16 protein-coding genes are annotated in these 19,246 nt (G+C 63.9%); 8 read left to right on the forward strand and 8 right to left on the reverse strand.

The genetic code is table 11. From position 1 onward, the window contains the following. Positions 1 to 4: 4 nt before the first annotated feature. From NCS67_RS06785 to NCS67_RS06815, 7 genes are all read right to left on the reverse strand, one after another. On the reverse strand, positions 5 to 796 hold the full coding sequence (locus NCS67_RS06785; RefSeq protein WP_034473443.1) for a YhfC family intramembrane metalloprotease: 792 nt from the start codon (positions 794 to 796) through the stop codon (positions 5 to 7). Further along, on the reverse strand, positions 797 to 1,888 hold the full coding sequence (locus tag NCS67_RS06790) for a LacI family DNA-binding transcriptional regulator (RefSeq protein ID WP_034473442.1): 1,092 nt from the start codon (positions 1,886 to 1,888) through the stop codon (positions 797 to 799). It abuts the gene before it with no gap. Positions 1,889 to 1,991: 103 nt separating this feature from the next. Next, positions 1,992 to 2,960, reverse strand: a complete 969-nt coding sequence (locus NCS67_RS06795) for a 2-hydroxyacid dehydrogenase (RefSeq protein ID WP_250434783.1) — start codon at positions 2,958 to 2,960, stop codon at positions 1,992 to 1,994. Positions 2,961 to 3,705: 745 nt separating this feature from the next. Next, positions 3,706 to 4,989: an MFS transporter gene (locus tag NCS67_RS06800; RefSeq protein ID WP_008349482.1), complete on the reverse strand. Its 1,284-nt coding sequence runs from the start codon at positions 4,987 to 4,989 to the stop codon at positions 3,706 to 3,708. A gap of 44 nt (positions 4,990 to 5,033) precedes the next feature. After that, a complete protein-coding gene (locus tag NCS67_RS06805; protein ID WP_008349480.1) occupies positions 5,034 to 6,035 on the reverse strand; it encodes a sugar kinase in 1,002 nt (333 codons plus the stop codon). A 56-nt stretch (positions 6,036 to 6,091) separates the two neighbouring features. Beyond that, the gene (locus NCS67_RS06810) at positions 6,092 to 6,901 is read right to left on the reverse strand and encodes a sugar phosphate isomerase/epimerase family protein (protein ID WP_051996656.1); all 810 of its coding nucleotides are present in this window, start codon (positions 6,899 to 6,901) and stop codon (positions 6,092 to 6,094) included. A gap of 141 nt (positions 6,902 to 7,042) precedes the next feature. Continuing rightward, on the reverse strand, positions 7,043 to 7,933 hold the full coding sequence (locus NCS67_RS06815; RefSeq protein ID WP_008349476.1) for a LysR family transcriptional regulator: 891 nt from the start codon (positions 7,931 to 7,933) through the stop codon (positions 7,043 to 7,045). Positions 7,934 to 8,047: 114 nt separating this feature from the next. Here NCS67_RS06815 and NCS67_RS06820 point away from each other — a divergent pair, with 114 nt between their 5' ends. The 4 genes from NCS67_RS06820 (at position 8,048) to NCS67_RS06835 (ending at position 13,825) form a co-directional block, all read left to right on the forward strand. Further along, entirely contained in the window at positions 8,048 to 9,118 is a 1,071-nt protein-coding gene (locus tag NCS67_RS06820; protein ID WP_008349474.1) for a YeiH family protein, read from the forward strand. A gap of 75 nt (positions 9,119 to 9,193) precedes the next feature. Beyond that, positions 9,194 to 12,124, forward strand: a complete 2,931-nt coding sequence (locus tag NCS67_RS06825; protein ID WP_250434785.1) for a molybdopterin oxidoreductase family protein — start codon at positions 9,194 to 9,196, stop codon at positions 12,122 to 12,124. 11 nt (positions 12,125 to 12,135) lie between these two features. Next, entirely contained in the window at positions 12,136 to 12,867 is a 732-nt protein-coding gene (locus NCS67_RS06830) for a 4Fe-4S dicluster domain-containing protein (protein WP_175982236.1), read from the forward strand. A 19-nt stretch (positions 12,868 to 12,886) separates the two neighbouring features. Then, positions 12,887 to 13,825 (forward strand): dimethyl sulfoxide reductase anchor subunit family protein, encoded by a 939-nt coding sequence (locus NCS67_RS06835; protein WP_175982237.1) that lies wholly within the window; start codon positions 12,887 to 12,889, stop codon positions 13,823 to 13,825. Between the two features lie 21 nt (positions 13,826 to 13,846). Here the strand turns inward: NCS67_RS06835 and NCS67_RS06840 are convergent, their stop codons facing one another. Next, positions 13,847 to 15,088, reverse strand: coding sequence for a cystathionine gamma-synthase family protein (locus tag NCS67_RS06840; protein ID WP_008349465.1), 1,242 nt, complete (start codon positions 15,086 to 15,088; stop codon positions 13,847 to 13,849). Between the two features lie 191 nt (positions 15,089 to 15,279). Between NCS67_RS06840 and NCS67_RS06845 the strand changes: the two genes are divergently transcribed. From NCS67_RS06845 to NCS67_RS06860, 4 genes are all read left to right on the forward strand, one after another. Further along, the gene (locus NCS67_RS06845) at positions 15,280 to 16,014 is read left to right on the forward strand and encodes a glutathione S-transferase (RefSeq protein WP_250434787.1); all 735 of its coding nucleotides are present in this window, start codon (positions 15,280 to 15,282) and stop codon (positions 16,012 to 16,014) included. Between the two features lie 26 nt (positions 16,015 to 16,040). Beyond that, complete coding sequence (locus NCS67_RS06850; protein WP_250434789.1) at positions 16,041 to 16,844, forward strand: aldo/keto reductase; 804 nt, start codon at positions 16,041 to 16,043, stop codon at positions 16,842 to 16,844. Between the two features lie 154 nt (positions 16,845 to 16,998). Beyond that, entirely contained in the window at positions 16,999 to 18,735 is a 1,737-nt protein-coding gene (locus NCS67_RS06855) for a ClcB-like voltage-gated chloride channel protein (RefSeq protein ID WP_008349459.1), read from the forward strand. 228 nt (positions 18,736 to 18,963) lie between these two features. Beyond that, positions 18,964 to 19,230, forward strand: a complete 267-nt coding sequence (locus NCS67_RS06860; RefSeq protein WP_008349457.1) for a hypothetical protein — start codon at positions 18,964 to 18,966, stop codon at positions 19,228 to 19,230. Positions 19,231 to 19,246: the final 16 nt, after the last annotated feature.

Consider the following 19,246-nt stretch of genomic DNA (forward strand, 5'->3'; position numbering starts at 1 on the left):
GCGCTCAACCGCCGCGCGCCGCGGCTCGCCGGTAGTAGCGCACGAGCGCCACCGCGACGATCGCGCCGAGCACGAGATACACCGCATCGGCGGCGATGAGCGGCACGAGCCGCGCCTGAAAAAGCGCGGCTGGCAAGCCGACGAGCGCATGCGCGGCAACGAGGACTGCGAGCGCGTGGCGCGAACGCTCGCGCAGCATTTGCCACATCAGCGCGGAAAAGCCGAGTTGCAGCACGAACGCACTCGCACGCTCAACGAGGAAGATGCCCGCCGACACCGGCGACAGACTCATCAGCACGAGATGAATGCGCGCGATCGCTTCGAGCGGCGCGGTCGCGAAATGCGCGTCGAGCGTGCCGCGATTCGCGAGCACCGCATAGACGATCCATTGCACCTGCACGAGCACGCCGACGATCCACGCCTCCGCCCCGCCGTGCCCGATGCCGTAGCCGAGCGCCGGACCGTGCCGGTCGAGCGCGTCAGGCTCGCGCGAAATGAGCCATTTCATCGCGAGAAAGCGTCCGACTTCCTCGCACAGCCCCGCCGCGAGTGCGCCATAAACGACGAACACGGCCGGATTGACGAGCCACGCCGACGTGACGGGATTGCTCAGCATGAAGCCGTGCAGCGCGCGTTCGATGACCATCGCGAAGAGCGCGAACACGGCGATGCCGAGAATCGCGTAGCGCGGCACGATCGCGAAGCGCGGCCGCAGCTTCCTGTACAGCACGATGGGCATGGCCGCGATGATGAGCGTCGCGAGCGCGAGGCTCAGCAACGTCGTAACACTGATCATTCAGATTCCTTGTGAAGCTTGTTGCTCGTCGTTGTGATTCGCGCGTGTCGTCGATGCGCGCACGACGAGTTCGCCCGGCAGCAGACATTCGCGCGCGGGCATCGCGGCGCCGCCGAGACGCTCATGCAGAAATTCGACCGCGCGCCGGCCGATATCGTACGTCGGCTGGCGGACCGCCGTCATGCCGGCGAGCTGCGCCCATTCGGAATCGTCGATCGACATCAGCGCGACGCTCGCCTGCCAGTCCGCGCCGTGGCGTTCCTTCAGATGCACCGCGACGCGCAGCGCGACCGGCCCGTTCGCCGCGAAGAGCGCGACGCGCTTGCCCGCGGCTTTCGCCGCCGTGACGCGCGTGTCGAGTTCCGCGAGCGCGGGCGCCGCATCGGCGAGATCGATCACGAGCGTCGAGCCGCTTGCATGGAGCGCCGCGACGGTTTCGCGAAACGCGGCTTCGCGCAGACGCCGCGAGCTGACATGCGTGACCGGCTGCACGACGAACAGCAGCTCGTCGAAACCTTCGTCGACGAGATGACGCGTCGCGATCTGCACGGCGGCGGGATTGTCGAGCCCGACCATGTCGGTGATGAAACCTTCGACCGAGCGATCGACGAGCACGACCGGAATGCCGCCGCGCGCAAAGCCTTGCAGCAGTTCTTCCTTCACGCCGAGCGCGTTGACGATGACGCCTTCGACGCGATACGTCGTCAGCAATTGCAGATAGCGCCGCTCCATGTCGATCTCGTTGGCTGCGTGACAGATGAGCGGCATATAGCCGAGCGCGTGGCACGCTGCTTCGACGCCTTGCAGCACTTCGACGGAATACGGGTTCGTGAGGTCGGCGAGCAGCATGCCGATCAGACGATTGCGGCCGCGCTTCAGGCCGCGCGCCATCTGATTCGGCCGATAGTCGAGCTTGGCGATGGCCGCCTCGATGCGCTCGCGCAGATCGGGCGACAGCACGCCGAGCTCGCCGTTCAGATAGCGCGAGATGCTGGTCTTGCCGGTGCCTGCTTCGCGGGCGACATCGGTGATGGTCGCGCGGCGCGCGCCGAATGCAGGCGGGCGGTTCGTCAATGTGGGGTCGTCGGACATAGTGGTCGTGGGCGCGCGCTTCGCCGTGAAGCGAGTCGCGATGCCGTCATTATCGTTCTCCTCGCATCGCGCATGTTAGCGCATGACCGGGCGACCCACGGTTTCAGCGCGCGAGCACGTCGGGATTGACGATGTTCTGCGTGAGCGTGCCGTTCAGTGCGCCGATGAGATTTTTCGCGGCGTTTCGCGCCATCGCGTGACGCGTTTCGTGCGTGGCCGAGCCGATATGCGGCAGTGCGACGACGTTTTTCATCGCGAGCAGCGGCGAGTCGGCGGGAAGCGGTTCCTGCTCGAACACGTCGAGGCCTGCACCGCGGATCGTGCCGTTTTTTAGCGCATCGACGAGCGCGTTTTCATCGACGGTCGGTCCGCGCGAGGCGTTGATCAGAATCGCGCTCCGTTTCATTTTCTGCAATTCGTTCGCCCCGATGAGACCGCGCGTTTCCGGCGTGAGCGGCACTTGCAGGCAGACGAAATCGGATTGCGCGAGCAGTTCGTCGAGCTCGACACGCTTTGCGCCGTATTCCTTTTCGGCCTGCTCGTTCGCGCTGCGATTCGTGTAGAGCACGTTCATGCGAAAGCCGAGCGCCGCGCGCCGTGCGACGGCCCCGCCGATGCGTCCCAGGCCGACGATGCCCAGTGTCTTGCCTTGCACGTCGACGCCGAAACACGCTTCACCGATGCTTGCCTTCCAGTTGCCTTGCTTGACCCATTCGGCGAGTTCGACGACGCGGCGCGCGCTTGCGAGGATCAGCGCGAAGACCGTGTCGGCGGTGGATTCGGTGAGCACGTCCGGCGTGTGCGTAAGCACGATGCCGCGGCGGGTGAGGTCTTGCACGTCGAACTGGTCGAAGCCTACGGAGATCGTCGACAGTGCTTTCAGGCGGTGGGCGCCTTCGATCATGTCGGGGGAGATCTTTATGCTCGCACCGATGGCGCCGTCGGCGGTTGTTAGCGCTTGCACGAATGCGGCGTGGTTTTTCGGATCGATGTTCACCACTTCCGCGTGGGCGCGGAGATAGGCTTCTACGTCGCTTGGCAACGCCTTGTAAGCTACGATTTTTTTGGTCATGGTTTGCTTTGTCCGGGTTGGTTGGCTCGGGCTTCTGTGGAATCCCGTTTTCGTGTCGGTCTATTGGCACTGCCCCTGTGCGGGGCGGCAGTCACTTTCTTTGCCGTCGACCAGAGTTAGCGCTTTAGCGCTTACTCTGGTCCTGTGTAAAGAAAGCAACCAAAGAAAGCAGCTTCCGATACGCCCGCGGTCACACGCAATTTGGGTAGTCCTCTCGTCCATCGTGGGCTGCCTAAAGAGTGCCCTCAGACACCTAATCGGGCTTGGCTCGCGCACGGTCCGTCTCATCGCACCACACAACAAACTGGTTCAGCACCATATGGCTCCAGCCCGCTTCGCGGCCGACCGGTCAATCGGGGATGCATGTGCTTCTCTACTAATGTCTCCGTCTCACTGCACTTGCCGCCCTTTGGTTTCCCTTGCAGACCCGGCGGCAGCGCGTAGCGCTGTGCCGAAGCAGTTTCGTGCTGAACCAGTGTCCTTGGAAAACTAGCTCGTCAGACCGCGCGCGATCCAAGCCCGATTAGGTGTTTGAGGGCACTCTTTAGGCGAGTGCCACCTAGGACGAGAGTACTACCCAACGTGCGTGTGACCGCGGGCCGTGACGAGCTGCTTTCTTTGGTTACTTTCTTTGCAGCAGCAAAGAAAGTGACTGCCGCCCCGCACAGGGGCAGTGCCAATAGACCGACACGACAACGGGATCCGGCGAAACCGAAAGCAAAAGCGAAAAGCGAAAGCAAAAACCTCAAGGCCTCACAACAACCCCAGCCCGAACCGCCGCCTGCGGCTTAACCGCCAGCGTAAGCCAAACAGCCATCAACAACGCGGCGCTCATGAAAACGTAAGAGGCAGAGGGCGATCCAGTAGCCCCATTCAAATACCCCACAAAATACGACCCGACGAACGACCCCAACGCCCCCATGCTATTGATGAGCGCCATCGCCCCCCCGGCGACATTCTTCGGCAGCAACTCCGGCACGATCGCAAAGAACGGCCCATAGGGCGCATACATCGCAGCCCCTGCGATCACGAGCAACGCATAAGAAGCCCAGAAGTTCGTCGACCCGAGAAGGTAGGAACCTGCAAACGCCACCGCGCCGATCAGCAGAAACGGCCACACAAAAGCCTTGCGTGCCTGAAGCTTGTCTGAGGCCCACGAAGCCAGCAGCATCGCGATGGTCGCCGCAAGATACGGCACCGCCGACAGCCAGCCCGTCTCGACCATCCCGAGCGTCGATCCGCTCTTGAGAATCGAAGGCAGCCACAGCACGAACCCATACACGCCGATGCTCCAGCAGAAATACTGCGCACACAGCTTGATCACCGCCGGCGACTTGAACGCCTCGCGATAGTTCTTCACCGGCTTGATCGCGGCCTGCTCGGCGCGCAAGGTCGCATCGAGATCGTTCTTTTCCTGATCCGTGAGCCAGCTCACCTGTGCGGGCTTGTCCTTCACGATGAACCACCAGATCACCGCCCACACCACCGCCGGCAAACCTTCCGCGATGAACATGTGGCGCCAGCCGAACGAGTTCACGAGATAACCGGATACGACCGACATCCACAGCACCGTCACCGGATTGCCGAGAATCAGAAACGTATTCGCACGCGAGCGCTCCGACTTCGTGAACCAGTTCGCGATGAAGACGAGCATCGCCGGCATGACCGCAGCCTCGACGACGCCGAGCACGAAGCGGATCGCCATCAACGAAGGGATATTGCTCACCATGCCCGTGAGCGTCGCGCAGCCGCCCCACAGCACGAGACTCCAGAAGACGAGCTTCTTCACGCTGCGCCGTTCGGCATAGATCGCGCCCGGAATCTGGAAGAAGAAATAGCCGAGAAAAAACAGCGCGCCGATCAGCGAGGACAGTCCCTTGCTGATGCCCAAATCCTGATTGATGCCCGCCGCCGCCGCGAAACCGTAGTTGGCGCGGTCGAGATACGCGAGGCTGTACGTGATGAAGACGATCGGCATGATCGCCCACCAGCGGCGCACGGCCAGCGTGGGATTGGAAGAACTTTGCATGGTTGTCTCCGAACGCAATTCGGTTGAGTCTCGGTTGGTGGCTTTCAAGCCAGATCGAACGCGGCTTTGGCCGTCTTGTCGTTGGAATCCTGTGCTTCGAGCAGATCGAGCGCGGCGCGCGTCGGCAGTCCTTCGCTGTCGCCGATCACCTGAATCGCCAGCGCGCCGATGCGATTGCCGCGCGCGATCGCGTGACGCACATCGCGTCCCTCGAGCAGCGCGCTCACGACGCCGACCGCGAAGCCATCGCCCGCGCCGACCGTATCGACGACCTTCTCGACCGGCACGCCCGGCACGATGCCCTGCTCGCCGTCCGCCGTGCGGAAATACGCGCCGTGCGCGCCCAGCTTCACGACGACGCCCTTCGCTCCCCGATCGAGATAAAACGCGGCGATGTCCTCGGGCTTCGCGTAGCCCGTCAGCGTCAATCCTTCGGACACCCCCGGCAGCACCCAGTCGGCGAGCGCGGCGAGCGCATTGAGCGATTCGGCCATCGCCTCGCGCGACGGCCACAGCGTCGGACGCAGATTCGGATCGAACGAGATCGTCTTGCCCGCTGCCCGCATTTCGCGGGCCATGTGGAACGCAAGCTCACGCGAGGTCGCCGAGATCGCGGGCGCCACGCCCGTCAGATGCAGATGACGCGCGCCGAGCACGTAATCGGCGGCGTAGTCGTCGAGCGACAAATGGCTCGCGGCCGAACCCTTGCGGAAATACTCGACGGCCGGATCGCTGCCGTCGTCGCACTTGCCTTTGAGCTGAAAGCCCGTCGGATAACGCTCGTCGATCGTCACACGGCGCGCGTCGATGCCTTCGGATGCGAGTACGTCGAGCACATAGCGCCCGAACGAATCGTTGCCGACGCGGCTCATCCAGCCCACCTTGAAGCCAAGGCGCGACAAACCGATCGCGACGTTCAGATCCGCGCCCGCGACGCGCTTCGTGAATTGACCGGCCTTCGCGAGATCGCCGGTAACGGCGGCGACGAACATCGTCATCGCTTCGCCGTAAGTGACGACGTCGAGGACTTCAGGCTTGGCTTGCATGTCGGGTTCCTTTGCAGATGAATGCTGAATGCAAAATGCGTAATTCAAAGTGGCATTCAAAATGCCGCGATTCGTGCGACCTGGCGCGCCGCGTCGGCGTCGAGCGAACCGTCCGCGCCCGGAATGAACGGATATTCGATGCCGCGCGGCACATCGCCCGGCAACTGCGCGAGCAGCGTCGCGAAACGCGCGTCGCCGTTCGCGGGCGCGGCGGCAAAACGGCGCGCGCCCTCGCCCATCACCGCCTTGCAGTGCACATACGCGACGTGCGGCGCGAGGCGCTGCGCCGCGTCGAGCGGATCCTGCTCCGCCCAGTGCCAGTTTCCGGTGTCGAAAGTCATCGCGAGGCCGCTTCGCGCGGGCAGCGCGGCGAAGAGCGCATCGAACGCGCCGATCGTGCCGCCTGCCTTCAGTTGTCCGTTTTCGACGACCACGCGCGCTTTCGACGCGGCGATCGCCGACATCAGGCGATCGAGCGTGGCCGGATCGGTCGCGACACCACGCTCCGTGCCGCCCAGTTGCAGCTTGACGATGCGCGCGTCCATCGCCGCTGCCTCGTCGATGGCGAGCCGCAGCGAATCGAGATCGAGCGCGCCGTCGTCGCGGAACAGCGTCGCGGGCGTCGAATGGACCGCCCACAAGCCGTGCGCGCGAATCCGTGCGCCGAGCTGCGCGAGTGCATCGGGCTGCGAATCGGCGTCATCGGCGAACAACTCGCGACGCACTTCGAAGCCATCCGCACCCGCGCGCGCCGCGACCGCCGCCCACGCGGCGTGGCCATCGCGACGGATCGCATCGGCGCCGAACGCGCTCGCCACGATCACGACTTCTGCGCGCTTTTCATCGATGCGGGATTTTTGATTCACTCGCTTCTCACTATGGGTTTTGGCCTCGAAATTCCTCGGTGGAACCGGTTCCATAAACGATTTTCGAAAAGGACGCCGCAGCGCCCCTGTTGAGAACGAATGGTGCGTCAGACCGCCATCGACGCGCCATAGTGGAATTCCCTAGCCGATGAGACCCGGTTCCTCGCACAACTCCAGGAAACGCGCCGCGACGCGTGACGGCGTTGCCGCGTGCGGCAGCAGAATCGAAAAACGCCGCGTGAGCGGTCGCGGCGCGATACGCACGCGACGCAACGCGCTGTCCTCGTGGCGGATCGACATCGCCGATACGAAGCCGATGCCCATGCCCGCGCGCACCGCCTCCTTCACGCCCTCGACGCCCGCGATTTCCAGCGCGACCCGCATGGGCGCATCGCAATCGGCGAACGCGCGCTCGATGATCTGCCGCACGCCCGAGCCGGGCTCGCGCAGCACGAGCGGATGCTCGCTCAACTGATCGAGCGTGGCGGCATCGCGCCCGTCGGCAAGCGGATGACCATTCGGCAGGATCGCGACGATTTCGTCCTCGCGCCACGGTGTGACGGTGGTGCCGAGCGGCAGATCGTGTCCCGGCGCGCCTTCGACCAGCGCAATATCGAGCGAGCCGAGCGCAGCGACGATGTCGGCGGTATTGCCGTCGATGGTCGTCACGACGACTTCCGGAAAGCGCTTGTGAAACGCAGCGATCAGATACGGCAGCAAATAACTCGCGGGCGTCGTGCTCGCGCCGATGCGCAGCGTGCCGCGCTCCAGCCCGCGCAATGCGTCGCGCAGCGCGTGCGCCGCGCGAAATGTCTCGCGCAGGCGTTCCGCATGGCCGAGCAACTGCTCGCCGGCTGCGGTCAGGCGCACGCCGCGGCCATCACGCTGATAAAGCGGCTCGCCGAATTCCTCCTGGAGCAGGCGCAACTGCCCCGACACGGCGGGCTGCGACAAATGCAAGGCCACCGCCGCCCGGCTGATGTTGCCGTGCTCTGCGACCGTTGCGAACGTTATCAGTTGTTCCGGGGTCATCTGTTTCAAATATAAGGTGGTCCGATACTTGCCATTCTAAATCACGATTTTTCATATTGATATATCGAGAATAGGATTAGCCCATCGAGTCATCATCATCAAACGGGTTCATCCATGTCCACGGTTCAGTCCGCCCAAACGCTCGCGCCGGCCGCATCATCCAGACGCGGGCAACTCAACGGCATTCTCTTCGTCGCCTTGTTCGCCGCCGCCGTCACGCGCCTCGCTTCGCTGCCCGCTATCGCCGGGCTCGGCATCAGCCCGCTGATCGTCGGCATCGTCGCGGGCGCGATCTACGGCAATGCGCTGCGTCACGGCATGCCGGAAAGCTGGGCGGCCGGCGTCAACTTCTCCGCGCGCAAGCTGCTGCGCATCGCGGTCGCGTTCTTCGGGCTGCGCATCAGCCTTCAGGAAATCGCGCAAGTCGGCGTGTCGGGTTTCACGGTGTCGGTGCTGGTCGTGGTCAGCACGCTCGTCATCGGTACGTGGGCCGGCATGAAGCTGATGAAGCTCGATCGCGATACCGCACTCCTCACGGCAGCCGGCAGCGCGATTTGCGGCGCGGCCGCGGTGCTCGCGTTCGAATCGACGTTGCAATCGAAGCCGCACAAGAGCGCGATGGCGGTGGGCAGCGTCGTGCTGTTCGGCACGCTCTCGATGTTCCTCTACCCGCTCGCGTTCAACGCCGGCTGGCTGCATCTCGATACGCTCGGCGCGGGCCTCTTTTTCGGCGGCACGATTCACGAAGTGGCGCAGGTCGTCGGTGCGGCGAGCAACGTCAGCCCGGAAGCGACGCATATCGCGACCATCGTCAAGATGACGCGCGTGATGCTGCTCGTGCCCGTGCTGCTCGTGATCGGTTTCTGGATCAGCCGCTCGCGCAACACGGCGGACGGCGCGGCGCAAGGCAACGGCAAGATCGCGGTGCCCTGGTTCGCGCTCGGCTTTCTCGCGCTCGTCGTCGTGAATTCGCTGCACGTTCTGCCCGATGCCGCCACGAGCACGATCAACACGCTCGACACCTTCGCGCTCACGATGGCCATGACCGCGCTCGGCATGGAGACGCGCATCGCGCAGATCCGTCAGGCCGGCCCGCGTGCGCTTGCAACCGGCGCGATCCTGTATGCGTGGCTGGTCGGCGGCGGCCTCGCGATCACGCTCGGCGTCGAACGCCTCTTCGGCTGATCGATCGCCGATGCAGTGAAGTACGGAATCGCGCGAACGTCCCCGTCGCGCGATAACGCTTTAGAAGGAGCACTCATGGAACACGGCGCTCGTACCCAGAACGAGAAGCTCGATGTCAAGACCACGACGTGCTACATGTGCGCGTGCCGTTGCGGCATCCGCGTGCATCTGCGCGACGGCGAAGTCAGATACATCGACGGCAATCCGAACCATCCGCTCAATCAAGGCGTGATCTGCGCGAAAGGCGCGTCGGGCATCATGAAGCAGTATTCGCCCGCACGCCTCACGCAGCCGCTGATGCGAAAACCCGGCGCACTGCGCGGCGAAGCGCAGTTCGAGCCGGTCTCGTGGGAGGTCGCGCTCGATACGCTCGAAAAGCGTCTCGCACACCTGCGCGCCACCGATCCGAAAAAATTCGCGCTCTTCACCGGACGCGACCAGATGCAGGCGCTGACCGGCCTCTTCGCGAAGAACTTCGGCACGCCCAACTACGCGGCCCACGGCGGCTTCTGCTCGGCGAACATGGCCGCGGGCATGATTTATACGATCGGCGGCTCGTTCTGGGAATTCGGCGGCCCGGATCTCGACCGCGCGAAGCTCTTCTTCATGATTGGCACGGCGGAGGATCATCACTCGAATCCGCTCAAGATCGCGATATCGAAATTCAAGCGCGCGGGCGGACGCTTCATCGCGATCAATCCGGTCCGCACGGGCTACGCGGCCATCGCCGACGAATGGGTGCCGATCCGCCCCGGCACAGACGGCGCGCTTTTCATGGCGCTGATCCACGAACTAATCGCCGCCGACGCCTACGATCACGAATTCGTCACGCGCTATACGAACGCGGCCGAACTGCTCGATATGAACGAAGCGAGCGACACGTTCGGCCTTTTCGTGAAGGACGAAAGCGCGGCCGAATCGAATCCGCTCTTTCCGCAGAATCATCTTTGGTGGGACACGAAGACGAATCGCGCGGTCGCGCATCACGCCGACGATGCCGCGCCCGCGCTCGATGGCCGCTACACGCTCGACGACGGCACGAGCGTCGCGCCCTCCTTCGCGTTGCTGCGCGAGCAGGTCGCAACGTGCACGCCGGAATGGGCCGCGGACATCACCGGTATTCCCGCCGCGACGATCGAACGCCTCGCCGCCGAAATGATCCAGACGAGCCGCGATCACAAGATCACGCTGCCGATTCAATGGACCGATTGTTGGGGCAGGAAGCACGACACCGTGACGGGCAACCCGATCGCCTTTCACGCGATGCGCGGTCTCGCCGCGCACTCGAACGGCTTCCAGTCGATCCGCGCGCTCGCCGTGCTGATGTCGCTGCTCGGCACGATCGACCGTCCGGGCGGTTTCCGGCACAAGTCGCCGTTTCCGCGCGCGGTGCCGCCATCGGCGAAACCGCCGAATCACCCCGATCAGGTGAAGCCGAACACGCCGCTCGCGAGCGGGCCGCTCGGCTGGCCCGCCGCGCCGGAGGACCTCTTCATCCACGACGACGGCACGCCGGTTCGCATCGACAAGGCGTTCTCGTGGGAATATCCGCTCGCGGTGCACGGCGTGATGCACAGCGTCATCACGAACGCATGGCGCGGCGATCCGTACCCCATCGACACGCTGATGATCTTCATGGCCAACATGGCATGGAACTCGTCGATGAACACGATGGAAGTGCGCAACATGCTCGCCGACAAGCACGGCAACGGCGAATACAAAATTCCGTTCATCGTCGTGTGCGATGCGTTCCAGTCGGAGATGACCGCATTCGCCGATCTCATCCTGCCCGACACGACCTACCTCGAACGACACGACGCAATGTCGATGCTGGACCGCCCGATCTCCGAGTTCGACGGTCCCGTCGATTCCGTGCGCGTGCCGGTCGTGCCGCGCACCGGCGAATGCCGTCCGTTCCAGGAAGTGCTCGTCGAGCTCGGCAGCCGCCTGAAGCTGCCCGCGTTCACGACGCCCGAAGGCACGCGCAAGTATCGCGACTATCCGGATTTCATCGTCAATCATCAGACGGCGCCGGGGTCGGGCGTGGGCTTTCTGATCGGCTGGCGCGGCAAGGACGGCAAGGACGCGCTCGTCGGCGAGCCGAATCCGAATCAATGGGAAGAGTACGCAAACCACGATTGCGTCTACCACTACACGCTGCCCCAAGAGCTGCAATACATGCGCGGCCAGAACGGGCCGTACCTGCAATTCGCCGTCGATAAAGGTTTTCGCAAGTTCAACGAGCCGATCCTGATCCAGCTCTATTCCGACGTGATGCAGAAGTTCCGCCTCGCCGCGCAGGGTCGCACGAAAGGCCGGCAGCCGCCGGAACACTTGCGCGCACGCATCGAGGAATATTTCGATCCGCTGCCCTTTTGGTACGCGCCGCTGGAACTCGATACGACCGATCTCGCGCAGTATCCGCTCGCGGCCGTCACGCAGCGCCCGATGGCGATGTATCACTCGTGGGACTCGCAGAACGCGTGGCTGCGGCAGATTCACGCCGAGAACCTGTTGTACATGAATCCGCGCATGGCGAAGGCGAACGGCATCGAGGACGGCGGCTGGATTTACGTCGAATCGCAATGGGGCAAGGTGCGCTGCATGGCGCGCTATAGCGAAGCCGTCGAGCCCGGAACGGTGTGGACGTGGAACGCGATCGGCAAGGCATCGGGCGCGTGGAGCCTCGGTCCCGACGCGAACGAATCGCAGCGGGGCTTTCTGCTCAATCACCTCATCACGGATGAGCTTCCTGCGTCCGCGCGCGAAGGCCTGCGCTTTTCGAACTCCGATCCGATCACCGGACAAGCCGCGTGGTACGACGTGCGCGTGCGCGTCTATCCCGCCGAAAGCGATGCCGACCACACGCTGCCGCAATTCGCGCCGATGCGTCCATCGCCCGGCATGACGGGATCGGTTCAACGCGTCGTGCAGACGTACTTCGCCGGACGCGGCGAGTTCGCGGCGCGCTTGCGCAACGCCATCAAGCGCGACGTAAAAAACTGAAGGAGACCGGCATGACTCAAATGGCCCTGGTGATCGATCTGAACGTCTGCGTCGGCTGCCACGCCTGCGTGACGAGCTGCAAGGAATGGAACACGTCCGGCGAAGCTGGCAGTCTCGCGGATCAGCGCCCGTACGACGCCGATCCGTCCGGCACCTTCTTCAACCGCGTGCAGACGTATGAAGCCGGCGAATTTCCGCTCGCCGATACGATCCACTTTCCGAAGTCGTGCCTGCACTGCGAGGATCCGCCGTGCGTGCCCGTCTGTCCGACCGGCGCGAGCTACAAGCGCAAGGAAGACGGACTCGTGCTCGTGGACTTCGACAAGTGCATCGGCTGCAAGTACTGCGCGTGGGCGTGTCCGTACGGCGCGCGCGAGCTCGACGAAGCGCGCAAGGAGATGACGAAGTGCACGCTGTGCGCCGATCGCATCTACAACGAGGCGCTGCCCGAACGCGATCGCAAGCCGGCGTGCGTGCTCGCGTGTCCGACGTCGGCGCGGCTCTTCGGCGATATCCACGATCCGGAGTCGGTCGTGTCGAAGGCGATCGAGGAGCGCGGCGGCTATCAGTTGATGCCCGAATGGGACACGAAGCCCGCGAATCATTATTTGCCGCGTCGTCCCGTGAATGCGTGCAGCAGCGGCGGCGGCTCGTGCGGCTGTCAGTCTCAAGACGCCGAAGCGCCGGACGCACCCGGAGCGCACGGCGAACTCAATCTCGCGTCGATGGCCGTGCGCGTCTGACTTTCATCGGAGCTCGAACATGAAACCCGCGTTTTCCGTCGTTTTTCTCACGACATTGAGCGGCGCCGCGCAAGGCTTGCTGATTGCGCTCGTCGGTGTCGAAGCGTGCGCGAAGCTCGGTCTGATCGACGCGCCTTCGCAACTGTTCTTCATCCTCGGCGCGGCGTTGTCGGTCGTGCTCGGCGGGCTGGGCCTCGTCGCATCGTTTTTCCATCTCGGGCATCCCGAGCGGGCGTGGCGCGCCATCGCGATGTGGCGTACGTCGTGGCTGTCGCGCGAATGCCTGTGCCTGCCCGCGTTCCTCGGATGCGCCGCGTTGTACGGCTTCGCGCACTGGCTCGGCGCGCCGTGGTCGCTTGCCGTCGGCGTGATCGGCGTGATCGCGTCGGCGGCGCTTTTCGTCTGCACCGCGATGATCTACGCATGCCTGCGCTTCCTGCAGGAATGGGCGACGCCGCTCACGATGGTCAACTTCGTGCTGCTCGGCTGCGCATCGGGATTCACGCTGGCGACCGCGTGCGCCGCGTGGCTCGCGCCGTCGCTGGCGGCGGGTCTCGCCGCTTGTGCGTGCACGTTGACGCTCGCGGGCTGCGCGACGCGCGTCGCCGCGCTCAAGCGCAATGCGAAGCTGCGGCCAAAATCGACCGTGCAGAGCGCGACCGGCATCAAGGGGCCGAACGTCGTGCAGAAGTCGCGGGGCTTCACGGCGGGCGCGTTCAATCTGCGCGAGTTCTTTCACGGACGCTCGGCGCAGGCGATCGCGCGCATCAAGTGGACGTTTCTCGTCGGCGCGTTCGCCGTGCCCTTCGTGCTGATGCTGCTCGGGATCGGTGCGCAATCGGTCGCGCTCTTCTGCCTCGCGTGCGTCACGCAGTATCTCGGGCTCGTCGCCGAGCGATGGTTCTTCTTCGCCGAAGCGCGCCATCCGCAGAACATTTACTACGCGCGCGCCTCGTAGTGCGCGAGGCGCGCACCAAGGTCATGCCGCGAGCTTGAGCGCCTGCTCGAAATCGGCGATCAGATCGTCGATATCTTCGATGCCCGCCGAAAGCCGCAGCATGCCGTCGGAAATGCCCATCGACTTGCGCACTTCGGGGCCGGCTTCGAAGAAGATCGTCGGCGCAACGGGAATGATGAGCGTGCGCGTGTCGCCGAGGCCCGTCGCCTTGACCGGCAACTGCAGCGCGTTGACGACATCGATCATGCGGTCTGCGCGGCGCAACTCGAACGACAGCAGCCACGACGCACCCTTGAACAGCGCCTGAGCGATCTCGTATTGCGGATGACTCTTCAATCCCGGATAAAACACGCGCCCGATGGCCTCGTGCTTCTCCAGATACTGGGCGAGCGCGAGCGCGTTCTCGCTGCACTTCGCGACGCGCAGGGCGAGCGTTTCCGCGCCCATCGCGATGGAATGCGCCTGCTCAGACGACAGCGACGCGCCCATGTCGCGCAGCCCTTTCTTGCGGACTTGCAGCAAGCCCTGCTCTTTGGACGGCGACTTGCGGTAATCATCGGCGATGTTCGGATAGGCGCTCCAGTCGAAGAGGCCCGTGTCCGTCACCGCACCGCCGAGCGCCGCGCCATGACCCGCGATGGTCTTCGTCAGCGAATTGACGACGAGGCTCGCGCCGACCGCCTTGGGCCGGAACAGCGCCGGCGACGTGATCGTGTTGTCGACGACATACGCGAGGCCGCGCTCGCGGCACAACGCGCCGATGCCTTCGAGATCGGGAATCTGCGTGCCGGGGTTCGCGATGGTCTCGACGAACACCATGCGCGTATTCGGCTTGATCGCGTTCGCGACGTTCTCGGCGGAAGTTGCATCGACCATCGTCACTTCGATGCCGAGCGTGCGCAGCGTGCCGAACAGGCTGTTGGTGTTGCCGAAGACGTAGCGGCTCGATACGAGATGATCGCCCGCGCGCAGCAAGGTCAGGAAAATGGCGGTGATTCCCGCCATGCCGGTGCCGAAGCAGATCGAGCCGATGCCGTCTTCGAGGCTCGTGATCTTGCGTTCGAGCGCGGCGGTGGTCGGCGTGCCCTGACGCGCGTAGTTGAAACCGCCTTTCTTCGTGCCCTGGAAGACGCCGATCAGATCTTCCACGCGCTCGAATCCGTACTGAACCGATGTGTGGATCGGCTGGCGCACGCCGCCGTGCTCGCCGCCCGCGTTTCTGTCGCCGTGAACGATGCCTGTGGTGAAGCCTTGCTTGTTCATCTCTTCTCCGCTACTCGAAAACGCAAAACATCGATTTTGCACGATTCGCGACGAGTCATGGCATCGCCGCGCGACGGGAACGCGTGTTGCTCGTCCGCCTCTTCGTTCGCGCGTTTCCCGCCGAACGTCAAAAACGCGCACACTCACGCTTCGCCGCCGATGCGGCATGCCCCGACGAGGAGCCCTTTCTCATGGCTTACGAACTCTACTATTGGGACGGATTGCAGGGCCGAGGCGAATTCGTCCGGCTCGCGCTCGAAGATGCGGGCGCCGAATATATCGACGTCGCGCGCGAATCGAAGAAAAGCGGCTACGGCATGGACGCGATGATGAAAGTCCTGAACAGCAAGACTGAGCCGCATATTCCGTTTGCGCCGCCGTTTCTCAGGGACGGCGAGCTGATCGTCCCGCACGTCGCGAACATTCTTCTTTATCTCGGGCCGAAACTGAACCTCGCGCCGAAGGACGAGGGCCTGCGCTACGTCGCGCACGGCCTGCAACTGACGATCGCGGATTTCGTCGCCGAAGTGCACGACACGCATCATCCGCTCGCGACCGATCTCTATTACGAAGATCAAAAGGACGCGGCGAAAATCCGTACGCAGAATTTTCTGGACAAGCGCGTGCCGAAGTTCATGAAGTACTTCGACCGCGTGCTTGCGCAGAACCCGCACGGCGATACGCAGATGATCGGCGATACGGCGACTTACGTGGATCTGTCCATCTTCCAGATCGTCGATGGCCTGCATTACGCCTTTCCGCGCGCGATGAAGGAGTTCGGCGCGCAGTATCCGCGCGTGGCCGCGATTCATGATGCGGTGCTGCAACGGCCGAACATCGCGGCTTACGTCGATTCGGAACGGCGCATCCCGTTCAACGAATCGGGCATTTTCAGGCACTATCCCGAACTCGATCAGGACGCTTGAAACCTCGACACTCACCAGGAGCCAGCATGGTAGAAACGATTCCTTCATTCGGTCTCGGCACGTTTCGCGTCGATGCCGCGAAGACCACGAACGCGGTGAAGAGCGCATTGCAGCTCGGTTATCGCCATATCGACACCGCGCAGTACTACAACAACGAAGCGGCTGTCGGTCAGGGCGTGCGCGAATCGGGCGTGGCGCGCGACGATATCTGGGTAACGACGAAAGTCTGGTGGGAACGGCTCTCGCACGACGCGCTCGTCGCGAGCCTCACGGACAGTCACGCGAAGCTCGACATCGGCACGATCGATCTCGCGCTCGTGCACTGGCCGTCGCCCGACGGCGCGGTGCCGATCGCCGAAACGCTCGCGGCGATGCAGGAAGCGCAGAAGCTCGGGCTGATTCGCCATTACGGCGTGTCGAATTTCACCGCGCCGTTGCTCGAAGAAGCGCTGAAGGCGCCGGGCGGCGACGCGATCGTCACGAACCAGATTGAAGTGAGCCCGTTTCTCGCGAACCGCGCGCTCGTCGATGCGACGCAAAAGCTCGGCGTGAAAGTGACCGCGTACATGCCGCTCGGCGAAGGGCGCGCGCATACGGACGCGACGCTCAAGGCGATCGCCGGGAAGCATGGCGCGACGCCCGCGCAGGTGACGTTCGCATGGCTGCTTTCGCGCGATATCGTGGTGCTGTCGGCATCGACGAATCCGGAGCATCAGAAAGCCAACTGGGACGCGCAGAAACTGAAGCTCGACGCCGACGACATCGCGAAAATCGATGCGCTCGACGAAGGCAAGCGCAATGCGAATCCGCCGTTCGCGCCGAAGTGGTGACGCGCGATTGCTCCGACGAAGCCCGGCCAGGCGTGTGCCGGGCTTTTTTTCGACCCTGACGAACGCGTTTCGACGTCCGCAGCGCCGCCCTGCAATGCTATCCTTGCGAGTCCCTTATTCCATTTGCTTCTAAGCATTCCACGATTTCGCAAAAGTGCTCTCCTTTCTGCTCAAGCTCCGTACACGGGCACAACGGCTTTTCCGTCTGTCGGACTCGCATACGATGCTCGTCTGGGCGGTGGTCGTCGGCGTGGCCGGTGCTTTCGCCACCTCCGTCTTTCGCGAAGGCATTGAGATCCTTCAGCGGCTCCTCGGCAATCATTCGGAAGGTCTCGTCGCGCTCGCGCAAAGCCTGCCCTGGCCCGTGCGCGTGCTGTTGCCCGCCGTGGGCGGTCTCATCGCGGGCGTCTGCCTGCTGATCGCCCGCAAGCGCGCGAGCAAGAATGCGAGCACGGACTACATGGAAGCCGTCACCATCGGCGATGGCGTCGTGCCCGTCTGGCAAAGCGTATGGCGCAGTTTGTCGTCGCTCATCACGATTTCGAGCGGCGGCTCGATCGGTCGCGAAGGGTCGATGGTGCAACTCGCCGCCCTCGTGTCGTCGCTGATCGGGCGCTGGGTGCACTTCGATCCGCCGCGCCTGCGTCTGCTCGTCGCGTGCGGCGCGGCGGCCGGAATCACGTCGGCGTACAACGCGCCTATCGCCGGCGCGTTCTTCGTCACCGAACTCGTGCTCGGCTCGATGGCGATGGAAAGCTTCGGCCCGATCGTCGTCTCGTCGGTCGTCGCCAACATCACGATGCGCGAGTTCGCCGGCTACAGGCCGCCGTACGAGATGCCGGTGTTCCCGACCGTCACCGGCATCGAAGTGCTGCTCTTCGTCGTGCTCGGACTGCTCTGCGGCACGCTCGCGCCGCACTTCCTGCGGCTGCTCGCCGAATCGAAAAAACGCTTCTCGACCTTGCCCCTGCCCTTGCCCGTGCGCCTCGCGCTGGGCGGGCTGATCGTCGGCGTGATATCGATCTGGTGGCCCGAAGTCTGGGGCAACGGTTACGAAGTCGTGAACTCGCTGCTGCACGAACCGTGGACCTGGACCGCGCTGCTCACCGTGCTCGTCTTCAAGATCATCGCGACGGCGGCCACCGCCGGTTCGGGCGCGGTCGGCGGCATCTTCACGCCGACGCTCTTCGTCGGCGCGGTGCTCGGCTGTCTTTACGGCATCGGCGTGCATTCGATCTGGCCGGACTCCACGTCCGCGCCCTTCGCCTACGCGATGGTCGGCATGGGCGCGTTTCTCGCCGCGGCCACGCACGCGCCGCTCATGGCCATCCTGATGATCTTCGAGATGACGCTGTCGTATCAGGTCATGCTGCCGCTAATGGTTTCGTGCGTGATCGCGTACTTCATCGCGCGCACGTCCGAGCAGACGTCGATGTACGAAGTCACGCTGCGGCGCACGCGTGAAGAGAAAGAGCGCCTGCGTCTCGCCGCGACGCAGATGCGCGAGCTCGTCAAGCCCGCCGATACCGTCGTGCCGCTGTCCGCGAACATCAAGGACATGACGCGCGTGTTCCTCGAATATCCGGTGAAGTATCTGTACGTCGTCGATGACGCCGGGCGCTTTCAGGGCGTGGTGGCGCTGAAGAACATCACGTCGGATCTGCTCGACGACAAGACCTGCGCATCCAAAACCGCCGCGGATTATCTTCAGCCGGAATTCGACGTGCTCACGCCCGACATGTCGCTCGGCGAAGCACTGCAGCACTTCCTCGCGTTCCAGGGCGAACGCCTGCCGGTCATCGAAAAAAAGACGCAGCCGTTGCTGCTCGGCGTCGTGTACAAAACCTCACTTCTGGACGCATACTTCCGTCTGAACCCGACGTCGCGCTGAAACTGCGCAGCCGTGCAATTTCGCGGCGCGTCACGCTTCGCGTGCGCGCGTTTCGCGCGGGTCGGATCGACTTCACAATTCACTCGAAGTATGTCTGCGCGACGCCCACTCGTCGCGCCCGTGTGCGCGGCGCTGTCATGGTCCGAGCGCACGGCGGGTGGCGGAAATATCCATCGGCATAGGCTTTGCTTGGTCTTTTCTGCTGCCTACGTGAGGAGGGGTTGCCCGATGAAGACCTCAACGTTGTTGTCGATGGCTCTGGTTTCCGTCTCGTGCTATGCCGCGCCGCTGCACACGAGTTCGACCGACGAATCCACCGCCGCCATTGCCGCGACGCGCGCCGCGCTGCGCGTGAACGCCGCGCCCGTATCGCCGCCCGCGCCCGAAGTCGCGGCGCAGGATCTCGATCACGCGCGCTGGCGTCATGTGCCGCTGCCGAAATCGCGCACGCCGAGTCACGGCATGGCGAGCCAGACGATTCAGGTCCAGACCTGACGCGCCTCCTCATTCA

The sequence above is a fragment of the Caballeronia sp. ATUFL_F2_KS9A genome, from assembly GCF_023630765.1.
Lineage (GTDB): Bacteria > Pseudomonadota > Gammaproteobacteria > Burkholderiales > Burkholderiaceae > Caballeronia > Caballeronia zhejiangensis.